Source organism: Delftia sp. WSY_16, assembly GCF_043104415.1.
Lineage (GTDB): Bacteria > Pseudomonadota > Gammaproteobacteria > Burkholderiales > Burkholderiaceae_C > Comamonas > Comamonas tsuruhatensis.
This window is the reverse complement of record NZ_JBICKS010000041.1, coordinates 17,876-31,361: the sequence shown is the minus strand read 5'-3', so window position 1 is coordinate 31,361 and position 13,486 is coordinate 17,876. Positions and strand designations below refer to the sequence as shown.

The 13,486-nt window shown below is 64.2% G+C and carries 12 protein-coding genes; 2 read left to right on the top strand and 10 right to left on the bottom strand.

Annotation, left to right across the window (positions count from 1 at the left end):
• Positions 1-5 precede the first annotated feature (5 nt).
• Both ftsH and ACF8O7_RS24880 read right to left on the bottom strand, forming a co-directional pair.
• Positions 6-1,928 carry an ATP-dependent zinc metalloprotease FtsH gene (gene ftsH / locus ACF8O7_RS24885; RefSeq protein ID WP_016447469.1) on the bottom strand — a complete coding sequence of 641 codons (1,923 nt, stop codon included), beginning with the start codon at positions 1,926-1,928 and terminating at the stop codon, positions 6-8.
• Between the two features lie 171 nt (positions 1,929-2,099).
• The gene (locus tag ACF8O7_RS24880) at positions 2,100-2,753 is read right to left on the bottom strand and encodes an RlmE family RNA methyltransferase (protein WP_026062160.1); all 654 of its coding nucleotides are present in this window, start codon (positions 2,751-2,753) and stop codon (positions 2,100-2,102) included.
• A gap of 31 nt (positions 2,754-2,784) precedes the next feature.
• Here ACF8O7_RS24880 and ACF8O7_RS24875 point away from each other — a divergent pair, with 31 nt between their 5' ends.
• On the top strand, positions 2,785-3,258 hold the full coding sequence (locus ACF8O7_RS24875; protein WP_012206726.1) for a YhbY family RNA-binding protein: 474 nt from the start codon (positions 2,785-2,787) through the stop codon (positions 3,256-3,258).
• A gap of 13 nt (positions 3,259-3,271) precedes the next feature.
• Positions 3,272-4,066, top strand: a complete 795-nt coding sequence (locus tag ACF8O7_RS24870; protein WP_016447471.1) for a hypothetical protein — start codon at positions 3,272-3,274, stop codon at positions 4,064-4,066.
• A 77-nt stretch (positions 4,067-4,143) separates the two neighbouring features.
• Here the strand turns inward: ACF8O7_RS24870 and ACF8O7_RS24865 are convergent, their stop codons facing one another.
• The 8 genes from ACF8O7_RS24865 to lpxA all read right to left on the bottom strand — a co-directional run bounded on the left by ACF8O7_RS24865 (position 4,144) and on the right by lpxA (position 13,483).
• Positions 4,144-4,587, bottom strand: coding sequence for a DUF4149 domain-containing protein (locus ACF8O7_RS24865; RefSeq protein ID WP_016451337.1), 444 nt, complete (start codon positions 4,585-4,587; stop codon positions 4,144-4,146).
• A gap of 44 nt (positions 4,588-4,631) precedes the next feature.
• A complete protein-coding gene (gene greA / locus ACF8O7_RS24860; RefSeq protein WP_016447473.1) occupies positions 4,632-5,108 on the bottom strand; it encodes a transcription elongation factor GreA in 477 nt (158 codons plus the stop codon).
• A 251-nt stretch (positions 5,109-5,359) separates the two neighbouring features.
• Positions 5,360-8,608 carry a carbamoyl-phosphate synthase large subunit gene (gene carB, locus ACF8O7_RS24855; protein WP_016447474.1) on the bottom strand — a complete coding sequence of 1,083 codons (3,249 nt, stop codon included), beginning with the start codon at positions 8,606-8,608 and terminating at the stop codon, positions 5,360-5,362.
• The gene (gene carA, locus ACF8O7_RS24850; protein ID WP_016447475.1) at positions 8,601-9,773 is read right to left on the bottom strand and encodes a glutamine-hydrolyzing carbamoyl-phosphate synthase small subunit; all 1,173 of its coding nucleotides are present in this window, start codon (positions 9,771-9,773) and stop codon (positions 8,601-8,603) included. Before carA ends, carB begins: the two co-directional genes overlap by 8 nt.
• Positions 9,774-9,947: 174 nt before the next feature.
• Positions 9,948-10,739: an RNA methyltransferase gene (locus ACF8O7_RS24845; protein ID WP_126313126.1), complete on the bottom strand. Its 792-nt coding sequence runs from the start codon at positions 10,737-10,739 to the stop codon at positions 9,948-9,950.
• 64 nt (positions 10,740-10,803) lie between these two features.
• The gene (rnhB, locus tag ACF8O7_RS24840) at positions 10,804-11,511 is read right to left on the bottom strand and encodes a ribonuclease HII (protein WP_016447477.1); all 708 of its coding nucleotides are present in this window, start codon (positions 11,509-11,511) and stop codon (positions 10,804-10,806) included.
• Positions 11,474-12,664 carry a lipid-A-disaccharide synthase gene (gene lpxB / locus ACF8O7_RS24835; RefSeq protein ID WP_043792023.1) on the bottom strand — a complete coding sequence of 397 codons (1,191 nt, stop codon included), beginning with the start codon at positions 12,662-12,664 and terminating at the stop codon, positions 11,474-11,476. Before lpxB ends, rnhB begins: the two co-directional genes overlap by 38 nt.
• Before the next feature lie 21 nt (positions 12,665-12,685).
• Positions 12,686-13,483 (bottom strand): acyl-ACP--UDP-N-acetylglucosamine O-acyltransferase, encoded by a 798-nt coding sequence (gene lpxA / locus ACF8O7_RS24830; RefSeq protein WP_017404505.1) that lies wholly within the window; start codon positions 13,481-13,483, stop codon positions 12,686-12,688.
• Between the last annotated feature and the right edge of the window lie 3 nt (positions 13,484-13,486).

The following is a 13,486-nucleotide window of genomic DNA, read 5'->3' as shown; positions in this document are numbered from 1 at the left end:
GCAGCTCAGGCCGTGGTGGGCGCAGGGTCGGCATCCACTGCCGGCGTGCCGCCGGACGAGTTGCCACCGTCGGACGACGGCGGGTTGCGCGGCACCCAGTCCTTGGGAGGACGCGGCTCACGGCCGGCCATGATGTCATCGAGTTGCTCGGCGTCGATGGTTTCCCAGTCGAGCATGGCCTTGGCCATGGCATGCATCTTGTCGGAGTTATCCTCGATCAGCTTGCGCGCCAGTCCGTACTGCTCGTCGATGATGCGGCGAACCTCCTGGTCCACCTTCTGCATCGTCTGCTCGCTCATGCTGTTGGTCTTGCTCATCGAGCGGCCCAGGAAAGGCTCGCCTTCCTGCTCCGCATAGACCATGGGACCCAGCGCGTCGGTCATGCCGTAGCGGGTGACCATGTCGCGTGCGATCTGCGTGGCCCGCTCGAAGTCGTTGCTCGCGCCCGTGGTCATCTGGTTCATGAACACTTCTTCGGCAATGCGTCCACCGAACAGCATGGCGATCTGGTTGAGCATGAACTCCTTGTCGTAGGAGTAGCGGTCCTTCTCGGGCAGGCTCATGGTCACGCCCAGCGCACGGCCGCGCGGGATGATGGTGACCTTGTGCACGGGATCGCACTTGGGCAGCAGCTTGCCGATCAGTGCGTGGCCTGCCTCGTGGTAGGCCGTGTTGCGGCGCTCTTCCTCGGGCATGACCATGCTCTTGCGCTCGGGACCCATGATGATCTTGTCCTTGGCCTTCTCGAAGTCCTGCATCTCGACGGTGCGCGCATTGCGGCGCGCGGCCATCAGGGCTGCTTCGTTGCAGAGGTTGGCCAGATCGGCTCCCGACATGCCGGGCGTGCCGCGGGCGATCACGCCCGGATTCACGTCCTGGCCGACAGGGATCTTGCGCATGTGCACATTGAGGATCTGCTCGCGGCCGCGGATATCGGGCAGCGTCACATACACCTGGCGGTCGAAACGGCCGGGGCGCAGCAGCGCCGCATCCAGGATGTCGGGACGGTTGGTTGCAGCCACGACGATCACGCCGAGGTTGGTCTCGAAGCCGTCCATCTCGACCAGCATCTGGTTCAGAGTCTGCTCACGCTCATCGTTACCACCACCCAGGCCTGCGCCACGCTGGCGGCCCACGGCATCGATTTCATCGATGAAGATGATGCAGGGTGCATTCTTCTTGGCGTTCTCGAACATGTCGCGCACGCGGGCCGCGCCCACGCCGACGAACATTTCCACGAAGTCGGAGCCCGAGATGCTGAAGAACGGGACCTTGGCTTCACCAGCGATGGACTTGGCCAGCAAGGTCTTGCCGGTACCCGGAGGCCCGACCAGCAGCAGACCACGCGGAATGCGGCCGCCGAGCTTCTGGAACTTGTTGGGGTCCTTCAGGAAGTCCACGACTTCCTTGACCTCTTCCTTGGCTTCGTCGCAGCCTGCAACGTCGGCAAAGGTCACGGTGTTGTTGTTCTCGTCCAGCATGCGCGCCTTGCTCTTGCCGAAGCTGAAAGCACCGCCCTTGCCGCCACCCTGCATCTGGCGCATGAAGTACACCCACACGCCGATCAACAGCAGCATGGGCCCCCAGCTGACGAGCAGGGTCATGAGGACCGAGCCTTCTTCGCGGGGCTTGACGTCGAACTTGACGTTGTTGTTGATCAGGTCACCCACGAGCCCGCGATCCAGGTAGGTGGCGGTGGTGCGCACCTTGCGGTCATCGTTGGTCGTGGCCACGATCTCGGTGCCGCCGGGGCTTTCCTGGATGGTGGCGCTCTTGATGCGATTGCTTCGCACCTCTTCCAGGAACTCGGAGTAACCGACATGGGACGCGCCAGCGCCGCCACGGGTGTCAAATTGCTTGAACACCGTAAACAGCACCATGGCGATGACCAGCCAGACGGCAATTTTTGAAAACCACTGATTGTTCAAGCGGGGCTCCAATGGGGGATACAGATAAAACGACTTCCAGCGTGCTCGAAGCGTATTTGCGGTCCATTTTAGGTGTTTCAAGCTGGCTGGTCGCCTATATCCCTCTATAGCAGCCATAGCTTGAATACGGTCTTGACCCGGGTCAGGGCAGCGCCGGGCGGCTGCACAGGGCTACTTGAGCCCCATGCCCACCAAAAACGTCTCCGAAGACTTGTCACGCGAGGACTTGGGCTTGATCGGCTTGACCACCTTGAAGGTCTGCCGGAACAGCGCAACCAGGTCATCGTAGGCCCCGCCGTGGAAGAGCTTCACCACCAAGGCGCCTTCAGGTTTCATATGGTGGATGGAAAAATCAACCGCCAGTTCGACCAGCAGCGCAATACGCGCCGCATCCGTCGTGCCGTTGCCCGACAGGTTGGGAGCCATGTCGGAGACCACCACGTCGGCCTTGCCCCCGCCCAGGGCCTCCTGGAGCTGGGCCAGAACCGGCTCCTCGCGGAAATCGCCCTGGATGTACTGCACGCCCTCAATGGGCTCCATGGGCAGCAGATCCAGCGAGATGATGCGGCCGTTGAGAGCGCCGACGGCCGCCCCGTTGGGCGACAGGCAACGGCGCACATACTGGCTCCAAGCCCCGGGTGCGCAGCCCAGGTCCACCACCGTGGCACCCGGCCGGATGAGCTTGAGCTGCTCGTCGATCTCCTTGAGTTTGTAGGCCGCGCGCGCGCGGTAGCCGTCCTTCTGGGCGGCCTTGACGTAAGGATCGTTGACGTGGCTGTTGAGCCAAGCCTTGTTGACCTTCTTGCTTTTTGTTTGGACTTTCATGCTGGATTCTTTCAGCCTCGATAATACGGCCATGCCCCAAATTCAATTGACTCCCGCCGAGCGCCGGGAACACCGCGCCAACGCACACCACCTGGACCCCGTGGTCCTCATCGGGGGTGACGGCCTGACGGCTGCCGTGCAAAAGGAGGTCAACGCCGGCCTTAACGCACATGGCCTGATCAAGGTCCGTGTCTTCAACGACGACCGCGCCGCACGCGAGCAGATGTATCTGCAGCTGTGCGACGAGCTTGGCGCTGCACCCATTCAGCACATCGGCAAGCTGCTGGTGCTCTGGCGCCCCATGCCGGAAAAGGAAAAAGCCATCGACGAGAACCGCATGCCCGGCCCTCGCGATGTCAAGCTGCTCAAGTTCAGCAAGCGCTCCGGCCAGAAGCCCGAGGTCAAGCAGATCCGCGTGCTGGGCAACCAGCGCCTGACGGCAGGTGGCCAGGTCAAGCGCGCCAAGCCCAAGCAGAAGTCGGTCAAGAAGCGTCAGGCAGACTGAGTCCGCCGCATCCATGACCGTAGCATCCCATGCCGCCAGCGTGGCCCAGGCCGCGCAACCGCCCTCCGCCTCCCCCTCTGCGCAGCAGCGCTTCGTGATCTGCATGAAGTGGGGCAAGAAGTACGGTCCGGAGTATGTCAACAGGCTCTACGCCATGGTGCGTCGGCATCTGAAGGGCGATTTTCGCCTTGTCTGCCTGACCGATGACGGCGTGGGGATTCGCGACGAGGTCGAATGCCTGCCGATTCCTCCGCTGAACCTGCCCGCGGGCATTCCGGAGCGTGGTTGGAACAAGCTGGCCACCTTCAGTGCCGACCTGCACGGCCTGCGCGGCACGGCGCTGTTTCTTGACGTGGACGTGGTCATCACCGGGCCGCTGGACGATTTTTTCACCGAACCCGGCGAGTTCCTGATCATCCACGACTACAAGCGTCCGTGGCGCATCACGGGCAATTCCTCGGTGTACCGCTTCGAGCTGGGTGCCCACCCCGAGGTGCTGGACTACTTCCGCACGCATTTCGAAGAGATACGCCGCAACTTTCGCAATGAGCAGGCCTATCTGTCCGACATGCTGCACAAGCAGGGCAAGCTCAAGTACTGGCCGCAGGCCTGGTGCCCCAGCTTCAAGTACCACTGCATTCCCGCATGGCCGACGAACTACTGGAAGCCGCCCTTCGTGCCGGATGGTGCGCGCGTGGTGATCTTCCACGGCGAATGCAACCCGCCTGACGCGTTGGCCGGCCGGCGCAATCGGCGCTTTCGCTATATCCGGCCTGCCACCTGGGTGGCCGAGCACTGGCACGAGTGAGCAGCTCGACCCACAAAAAAACGCCCGCGCTTGCGGGCGTTTTCGTTTGGCATGGTGCCGAACCGGCAGGACCGGGATCAGGCCGTGGCCCGGGTGTTCGCTTGAGACGAACGGCCTATGCGCCACAGCACGACGAGCGCACACAGCCACTGCAGCGCATACATCACCGTGCCCACGCTGTGCCACAGCTTGAGGTTGTCGCGTGCAACGATGCGCGGCGACACGCCGTACTGGACGACAAATGCCAGCAGCATGCCTGCGATCACAAAGCCCAGGCAGGCCTTGGCCCAGGGCTGCACGACCGACTCCTTGCTGCGCCGGGACAGGACCAGCAGCACGGCCGCGCAGGCGATGGACACCCAGGTCTGCGCGGCAAACAGCTTGGCAGCCATGAAGCCCGCGACAGCCGGCGTGGGCAAGTGGGCGAACAGCATGGGTACGGCCATGAAGCCGATGGCCGACAGGCTGCCCCACCACAGGGCAGCGGCCAGCAGGGGGACGCGCTCGTACAGGTTGCTCATGGGCTTAAGCCTTCCTCAACGATCGAGGCACAGGCACCGACGCATCAGAGGTAGCGCACCGACACCACTTCATAGCGGCGCTCGCCGCCCGGTGCCTGCACGACAGCGGTATCGCCTTCTTCCTTGCCGATCAGCGCGCGTGCGATGGGGCTGGAGACGTTGATCAGGCCCAGCTTGAGATCGGCCTCGTCCTCGCCGACGATCTGGTACTTGACCGTGTCGCCGCTGTCCTCGTCTTCGAGTTCAACCGTTGCACCGAAGACCACGCGGCCGCCGGCATCCACGGCGGAAGGATCGATGATCTGGGCTGCGGACAGCTTGCTCTCTACCTCGGCAATGCGGCCCTCGATGAAGCCTTGGCGGTCCTTGGCGGCCTCGTACTCGGCGTTTTCGCTCAGATCGCCCTGGGCACGGGCCTCGGCGATGGCCTGGATGATGGAAGGACGCTCCACGGTCTTCAGACGGTGCAGCTCGTCCTTGAGTTTCTCGGCTCCGCGCTTGGTGATGGGAATGGTGGCCATTGAAAAGTCTCCATGTGCAGCAAACGCCGCGCGTTGCGCGGCTTCTTTGGCACAGGCGGGCCGGCAGTATGGCGGCAGGGCCTGCGCCCCAAAAGCAAACCGCCGCACGTTGCCGCGCGGCGGTTTCATCAAGTCATGTGGTCCATTATGCCGCGTTTGACCACCAGCTTCGGTGGGAAAACCCGGCGGCACTGTCGGACAGTGCCGCCGGCTGCACCTCGTCAGAAACGAGGGGCGGCAGTGCGGAAGGATCAGGCCGTCTGCAGCTGGGCGTGCAGTTCCTGGACGGAGTGCACATCCATGTTGCCCATGGACTTCATGCCTTCGACGGCGGCTTCGGCACCGAAGATGGTGGTGAAGGTGGTCACGCGCGCCAGCAGGGCGCTGGTGCGGATGGCGCGCGAGTCGGCGATGGCGTTGCGGCGCTCTTCCACCGTGTTGATGACCATGGCGATCTCGCCGTTCTTGATCATGTCCACGATGTGGGGGCGGCCCTCGGTCACCTTGTTGACGAGCTGCACTTCGATACCTGCCTCGGAGATGGCCGCTGCCGTGCCGCGCGTGGCGCACAGCACGAAGCCCATGGCAGCCAGTTCCTTGGCCACGGCCACGGCGCGCGGCTTGTCGGCGTTCTTCACGGTCAGGAAGACCTTGCCCTGGGTGGGCAGTGCCACGCCGGCGCCCAGCTGGCTCTTGACGAAGGCTTCGCCAAAGGTCTTGCCCACGCCCATGACTTCGCCGGTGGACTTCATCTCGGGGCCGAGGATGGTGTCCACGCCCGGGAACTTCACGAACGGGAAGACGGCTTCCTTGACGCTGAAGTACGGCGGCGTGACTTCCTTGGTGATGCCTTGCTGGGCCAGCGTGTCGCCGGCCATGCAGCGCGCAGCCACCTTGGCCAGCTGGATGCCCGTGGCCTTGGAGACGAAGGGCACGGTGCGCGAGGCACGCGGATTGACTTCCAGCACGTAGATCACGTCGCCATCGGCCGTTTCCTTGATGGCGAACTGCACGTTCATCAGGCCGACCACGCTCAGCGCGTTGGCCATGGCAGCCGTCTGGCGCTTGATCTCGGCCACGGTCTCGGGCTTGAGGTAGTAAGGCGGCAGCGAGCAGGCGGAATCGCCCGAATGCACGCCGGCCTGCTCGATGTGCTCCATCACGCCGCCGATGAAGACGGCGCCTTCGCGGTCACGCACGCAGTCCACATCGCACTCGATGGCGTTGGACAGGAAGTGGTCCAGCAGCACGGGCGAGTCATTGCTGACCTTGACGGCTTCGCGCATGTAGCGCTCCAGGTCACGCTGCTCATGCACGATTTCCATGGCACGGCCACCCAGCACATAGCTGGGACGCACGACCAGGGGGTAGCCCAGGCCGGCCGCCTTTTCCAGCGCTTCGGGCTCGGTACGGGCCGTGGCATTGGGCGGCTGGCGCAGGCCCAGCTCATGCAGCAGCTTCTGGAAGCGCTCGCGGTCTTCGGCCGCGTCGATCATGTCGGGCGTGGTGCCGATGATGGGCACGCCTTCCTTTTCCAGGCCCAGGGCGAGCTTCAGGGGCGTCTGGCCACCGTACTGCACGATGACGCCGACCGGCTTCTCGACAGCCACGACTTCGAGCACGTCTTCCAGCGTCAGCGGCTCGAAGTACAGGCGGTCCGAGGTGTCGTAGTCGGTGGACACGGTTTCGGGGTTGCAGTTGACCATGATGGTTTCATAGCCGTCCTCGCGCATGGCGAGCGCGGCATGCACGCAGCAGTAGTCGAACTCGATGCCCTGGCCGATGCGGTTCGGGCCACCGCCCAGCACCATGATCTTTTTCTTGTCCGTCGGCTCGGCTTCGCACTCCTCGTCATAGGTGGAGTACATGTAGGCGGTGTCGGTGGCGAACTCGGCAGCGCAGGTGTCCACGCGCTTGAACACGGGGCGCACGCCCAGTGCCTTGCGCGCCTCGCGCACGGCCTTGTCGGTGCTGTGCAGCAGCTTGGCAAGGCGGCGGTCGGAGAAGCCCTTTTGCTTGAGCGTGCGCAGCGTGGTGGCGTCCAGTGCAGCCAGCGCGGCATCGCCCTTTTCCTCGTAGACCTTGTCCAGTTCGAGTTCGATCTTGACGATCTCTTCGATCTGCACGAGGAACCACTTGTCGATCTTGGTGATGTTGTGCACTTCGTCCAGCGTCCAGCCGGCAGCAAAGGCGTCACCCACATACCAGATGCGGTCCGGACCTGGTTCGCCGAGTTCCTTTTCGAGGATCTCGCGGTCCTGGGTCTTTTCGTTCATGCCGTCCACGCCGACTTCCAGGCCGCGCAGCGCCTTCTGGAAGGATTCCTGGAAGGTGCGGCCAATGGCCATGACCTCGCCCACGGACTTCATCTGCGTGGTCAGGCGGTTGTCGGCAGCCGGGAACTTCTCGAACGCGAAACGCGGGATCTTGGTGACCACGTAGTCGATCGAGGGCTCGAACGACGCAGGCGTCTTGCCGCCCGTGATGTCGTTCTTGAGTTCGTCCAGCGTATAGCCCACGGCCAGCTTGGCAGCGACCTTGGCGATGGGGAAGCCCGTGGCCTTGGAGGCCAGCGCCGAGGAACGCGACACGCGCGGGTTCATCTCGATGACGATCATGCGACCGTCCTTCGGATTCACCGAGAACTGCACGTTGGAGCCACCCGTGTCCACACCGATCTCGCGCAGCACCGCCAGCGAGGCGTTGCGCATGATCTGGTATTCCTTGTCGGTCAGCGTCTGCGCGGGCGCCACGGTGATTGAGTCGCCGGTGTGCACGCCCATGGGGTCCAGGTTCTCGATGGAGCAGATGATGATGCAGTTGTCCGCCTTGTCGCGGACGACTTCCATCTCGTACTCCTTCCAGCCGAGCAGCGATTCCTCGATCAGCAGCTCATTGGTCGGCGACGCTTCCAGGCCGCGCTTGCAGATGGTCTCGAACTCTTCGGGGTTGTAGGCAATGCCGCCGCCCGTGCCGCCCAGCGTGAAGCTGGGGCGGATGACGGTGGGAAAGCCCATCTCCTTTTGCACGGCCCAGGCTTCGTCCATCGAATGGGCGATGCCCGAGCGTGCCGAACCCAGGCCGATGCGCGTCATCGCATCCTTGAACTTGAGGCGGTCCTCGGCCTTGTCGATGGCCTCGGGAGTTGCGCCGATCAGCTCGACCTTGTACTTGTGCAGCACGCCGTTGCGCCACAGGTCCAGCGCGCAGTTCAGCGCGGTCTGGCCGCCCATGGTCGGCAGGATGGCGTCGGGACGCTCCTTGGCGATGATCTTCTCGACCGTCTGCCAGGTGATGGGCTCGATGTAGGTGACGTCGGCCGTGGCCGGGTCGGTCATGATCGTGGCAGGGTTGCTGTTGATCAGGATGACCTTGTAGCCCTCTTCGCGCAACGCCTTGCAGGCCTGCACGCCGGAGTAGTCAAACTCGCAGGCCTGGCCGATGACGATGGGACCGGCGCCAATGATCAGAATGCTTTTGAGGTCGGTGCGCTTAGGCATTTTTGTGTTTCTCCATCAGCGCCGTGAAGCGGTCAAACAGGTAGGCGATATCGTGCGGGCCGGGCGAAGCCTCGGGGTGGCCCTGGAAGCAGAACGCAGGCTTGTCCTTGTGCTCAAGGCCTTGCAGCGTGCCGTCGAACAGGCTGATGTGCGTGGCGCGCAGCGTGTCGGGCAGCGATTCCATCTCCACCGCAAACCCGTGGTTCTGGCTGGTGATGCTCACGCGGCCGTTGTCCAGGTCCTTGACGGGGTGGTTGGCGCCGTGGTGGCTGTTGGCCATCTTGAAGGTCTTGGCGCCAGCGGCCAGGGCCATGATCTGGTGACCCAGGCAGATGCCGAAGACGGGCTTGCCGGACTCCACCAGTTCCTTGGTCGCGGCAATGGCGTAGTCGCAGGGCTCCGGGTCGCCAGGGCCGTTGGACAGGAAAACGCCGTCGGGGTTGAGTGCCAGCACATCCTTGGCGGGCGTCTTGGCCGGCACCACGGTCAGCTTGCAGCCGCGCTCGGCCAGCATGCGCAGGATGTTGAACTTCACGCCGAAGTCATAGGCCACCACATGGAAACGCGGGGCCTGCTGCTGGCCGTAGCCTTCGCCCAGCTTCCACTCGGTTTCCGTCCATTCGTACTGCTGGGCGGCGCTCACCACCTGGGCCAGATCCAGGCCCTTCATGCTGGGGGCCGCCTTGGCCGCAGCCAGTGCCTCGTCGATGCGCGCCTGGGTCACTTCTTCGCCAGCGGCCAAACCGACGATGGCGCCGTTTTGTGCGCCCTTGTCGCGCAGCAGCCGTGTGAGCTTGCGCGTGTCGATGTTGGCAATCGCCACCGTGCCGCTGCGCGTGAGGTAGTCGGGCAGGGTCTCGGACTTGCGGAAGTTGCTGGCCAGCAGCGGAAGGTTCTTGATGATCAGGCCCGCCGCATGGACCTTGCCAGCCTCGACATCCTCTGCGTTGACGCCGTAGTTGCCGATGTGCGGATACGTGAGCGTCACGATCTGCTGGCAGTAGCTGGGGTCGGTGAGGATTTCCTGGTAGCCGGTGATTGCCGTGTTGAAAACGACTTCACCAACCGTGGTGCCTTGCGCACCGATCGAGTTGCCAACAAAGACCGTGCCGTCTGCGAGCGCCAGGATGGCGGATGGGAATGCTCCCTTGAGAGACAAAAGCACTGGGTTCTCCGGTTCTAATTACGGTTACGCCCAGCGTGCCGCACGGACGGGTCCGTGCGGTTTACAGCTTGTCTGCAGGGGGTGGCGAGGAAGCGTCGCTAGGCGTATTGTGGAATGCTTGAAAGCCGCCCATTATAGGCTGGTCGCGCTTCAGCCTCCTGACAGGAGGCGGGATTACCCTTGACGTGAGCCGGCACTCACGCTGCTTGCGTGCAGGCATATCGCCGCTGCCGCAGCCACGTTCAGAGACTCTTCACCACCCGGCTGGCCGATGCGCACATGCTGCGCCGCCTGCTGCATCAGCGCCTCGCCAACGCCCTGCCCTTCATGGCCCATGGCCCAGGCGCACGGCCAGGGCAGAGCGGCGCCCTGGATCAGTTCACCTTGATGGGAGCTGGTCACGATCAGGGGCAAGCCAAGCGCACTCAGATCCTCGGGTGACGCCGACTCCACCAAGTGCAGCCCGAAATGCGCGCCCATTCCGGCGCGCAGCACCTTCTGGCTCCACAGCGCAGCCGTGCCCTTCAAAGCCACGATCTGGCCGAAGCCGAAAGCGGCCGCACTGCGAAGAATGGAGCCCACGTTGCCTGCGTCCTGCACACGGTCGAGCACCACGGTGGCCACGCCGGCACGCACGGCCGCCGACGCCTGCCAGTCCATCAGAAAGCCGATGCGCGCCGGAGACTCCAGTCCACTGACCTCGGCAAACACGGCATCGGACAGCACCACGCACTTGCCTGCGCCCTGCACCCACTCCAGCGGCACCTGAGGCCAGAAGGACTCGGCCACCACGGCCACGGCGGGCTGCATGCCGCGCGCCAGGGCAGCACGGCACAGATGGTCCCCCTCCAGCCAGACACGTCCTTGTTTGCGGTAGGCCCCGCTGTCCTGGGCAAGCCTTCGCAAATCCTTGACCAGGGCGTTGTCACGGGACTGGATCGATGTAGCGGCAGGTTGTCGGCTCATGGCAAGGCTTCCGGGCAAAGAGAACAGCGAAGAACAGCGCCACGGGCGCAGAAAGCGAAGGCGCTCAGGCCGACAACAGCAAGGCCTGCGCGCCCTGCGCCGCAGCGGCCACGCGGGCGGCTGCCAGCGGCTCGGCCCTGCGGGCAATGCTCACGACATGGGCCACAGGCGCGAAGGTTCGCCGGTGCTCCTGGCAGGCGCCATGCAGGCGCAGCGCGGCAAGATGGGCCGCCGTGCCATAGCCCTTGTGGCCGTCGAAGCCGTATTCCGGGTATTGCTCATGCAGGCGCTGGCACCACCGATCCCGCGTGACCTTGGCAAGAATGGAGGCCGCCGAGATGGACTGCACCAGGGCGTCGCCCTTGACGATGGCCTCGGCCTGCACATCCAGCACGGGCAACTGGTTGCCATCCACCAGAACCAGTACCGGCTTCAATCGCAGGCCCAGCACCGCGCGGCGCATGGCCAGCAGCGTGGCCTGCAGGATGTTCAGGCGATCGATCTCTTCGACCGAGGCCTCGGCAATGCTGCAGCACAGCGCCTTGGCACGGATCTCGTCATAGAGTGCCTCGCGGCGCGCAGCCGTGAGCTTCTTGGAATCGTTCAGGCCCTCGATGGGATGGAGATCGTCAAGAATGACAGCGGCGGCCACCACGGGGCCGGCCAACGGGCCGCGGCCCGCTTCGTCCACGCCCGCAACCAACCCCGGCGGATGCCAGGGCAGGCACGCCTGTTCAGGCGGCAGTGGGGGCAATGATTTTCTCGATCGCATGGGCGGCCAGTTCGGCAGTATCGCGCCGCAATTCATGGTGCAGCGCTGTGAAGCGCTGTACCAGCGCTTCGACGGTTGAAGGGGAATGCTCGCAGGCCTGCAGCCATTGCAGCACGGCCGCGCTCAGCGCCTGGGGCGTTGCCGCATCCTGGATCAGCTCGGGCACGACGAAATCGCCGCACAGGATGTTGGGCAGGCCCACCCAGGGCTGCAGTTGCTTGCCACGCATCAGACGCCAGCTCCACGGGTGCATGTTGTAGCCGATCACCATGGGCCGCTTGTACAAGGCGGCTTCCAGCGTGGCCGTGCCGCTGGCTATCAGCGTCACGTCACAGGCTGCCAATGCGTCATGGGACTGGCCGCGCACGATGTGCAGCGACGAAGCCATGCCGGCTTGCGCGGCAATGCGCTGCAGCTCGTCGAATTGCGAAGGCACAGCAGGCACTACTATTTTAATAGCTGGCAGCGCCTTCCGAACCAAAGCTACCGCCTGAAAGAAGCGGGCAGCCAGGTAACGTATTTCAGAGCGCCGACTGCCGGGCAGCACGGCCAGCACCAGACCATCTTCGGGCAGCCCTAACCGGCGGCGCGCAGCTGCGCGGTCGGGCTGCAGCGGAATCACGCTGGCCAGGGGATGGCCCACGTAGGTCGCGTCTATGCCATGGCGGGCCAGCAACTCGGGCTCAAAGGGGAAGATGCACAGGACATGATCGGCCGCGCGGCGGATCTTGTCGACGCGATCGGCACGCCAGGCCCAGATCGAAGGACAGACGAAATGCACGGTCTTGATGCCCGCAGCACGCAGATCGGTTTCTAGCCCCAGGTTGAAGTCCGGCGCGTCGATGCCGACAAAGACGGCCGGCCGCTGCTGGAGCAGTCGCTGACGCAGCTGGCGTCGGATATTCAGAATCTCGGCCAGCCGGCGAAACACTTCCCAGCTGTATCCATGCACGGCCAAGCGCTCGCTGGACCACCAGGCTTCAAAGCCGCGCTGCTGCATCTGCAGCCCGCCGATGCCAAAGGCCGAGGCCTCTGGCCAGCGGGACTGCAGCCCCCCCAGGAGCAAGGACGCCAGCAGGTCGCCAGAGGTTTCTCCGGCGACCATGGCAATCGATGGACTCAGGCGCGCCGATGGCGCCGCGTTCTCTGTCATGCCGTCCTTTCGCGCGCCAGATCAGCGCGCAATGCCCCGGGTCGAAGCCGCCAGGAAATCCAGCATCAGCGATACATCGGCCGCGGCCTCGGGCAGTTCACCCTCCAGCGAAGCAATGGCTTCTCGCGCAGCTTCAAGGGTCAGTCCCTGGCGGTACAGCAGACGGTGCATCTGCTTGACGGCCTGAATGCGCTGCGGCCCGAAGCCGCGACGGCGCAAGCCTTCGATATTGAAGCCGCGCACGGCCAGCGGATTGCCATCCACCATCATGAAGGGCGGCACATCCTGCGAGATATGACTGGCAAAGCCGGCCATGGCATGGGCGCCCACCTTGGTGAACTGGTGCACACCCGTCAGGCCGCCCAGGATGACATGGTCGCCCACGTGCACGTGGCCGGCCAGAGTGGCGTTGTTGGCCAGGATGGTGTGGCTGCCGACAACGCAGTCATGGGCCACATGCACATAGGCCATGATCCAGTTGTCGTCGCCGATGGCCGTGACGCCCTGGTCCTGCACGGTACCGGTGTTGAAGGTACAGAACTCCCGCACCGTATTGCGATCGCCGATAACCAGCCGGGTAGGCTCGCCTGCGTACTTCTTGTCCTGGGGCTGCGCGCCCAGGGACGCGAACTGGAAAATCCGGTTGTCGCAGCCAATGCGGGTATGGCCTTCGACAACGCAATGCGCGCCGATGGTGGTGCCGGCGCCGATTTCCACATGCGGTCCGATGACGGCATAGGCGCCGACCGACACCGACGAATCCAGCTGCGCAGCGGAATCTATCAGTGCCGTGGGATGGATGCGTTCAATGCCAGCCATGCG

What these genes read in the sequence shown, in the direction of transcription:
- ACF8O7_RS24845 (WP_126313126.1), bottom strand. Translation starts at nt 10,739, where the DNA reads ATGAGCCGACAACCTGCCGCTACATCGATCCAGTCCCGTGACAACGCC.
- greA (WP_016447473.1), bottom strand. Translation starts at nt 5,108, where the DNA reads ATGGCCACCATTCCCATCACCAAGCGCGGAGCCGAGAAACTCAAGGAC.
- ACF8O7_RS24880 (WP_026062160.1), bottom strand. Translation starts at nt 2,753, where the DNA reads ATGAAAGTCCAAACAAAAAGCAAGAAGGTCAACAAGGCTTGGCTCAAC.
- lpxA (WP_017404505.1), bottom strand. Translation starts at nt 13,483, where the DNA reads ATGGCTGGCATTGAACGCATCCATCCCACGGCACTGATAGATTCCGCT.
- ACF8O7_RS24870 (WP_016447471.1), top strand. Translation starts at nt 3,272, where the DNA reads ATGACCGTAGCATCCCATGCCGCCAGCGTGGCCCAGGCCGCGCAACCG.
- carB (WP_016447474.1), bottom strand. Translation starts at nt 8,608, where the DNA reads ATGCCTAAGCGCACCGACCTCAAAAGCATTCTGATCATTGGCGCCGGT.
- ACF8O7_RS24865 (WP_016451337.1), bottom strand. Translation starts at nt 4,587, where the DNA reads ATGAGCAACCTGTACGAGCGCGTCCCCCTGCTGGCCGCTGCCCTGTGG.
- lpxB (WP_043792023.1), bottom strand. Translation starts at nt 12,664, where the DNA reads ATGACAGAGAACGCGGCGCCATCGGCGCGCCTGAGTCCATCGATTGCC.
- ACF8O7_RS24875 (WP_012206726.1), top strand. Translation starts at nt 2,785, where the DNA reads ATGCCCCAAATTCAATTGACTCCCGCCGAGCGCCGGGAACACCGCGCC.
- rnhB (WP_016447477.1), bottom strand. Translation starts at nt 11,511, where the DNA reads ATGCGATCGAGAAAATCATTGCCCCCACTGCCGCCTGAACAGGCGTGC.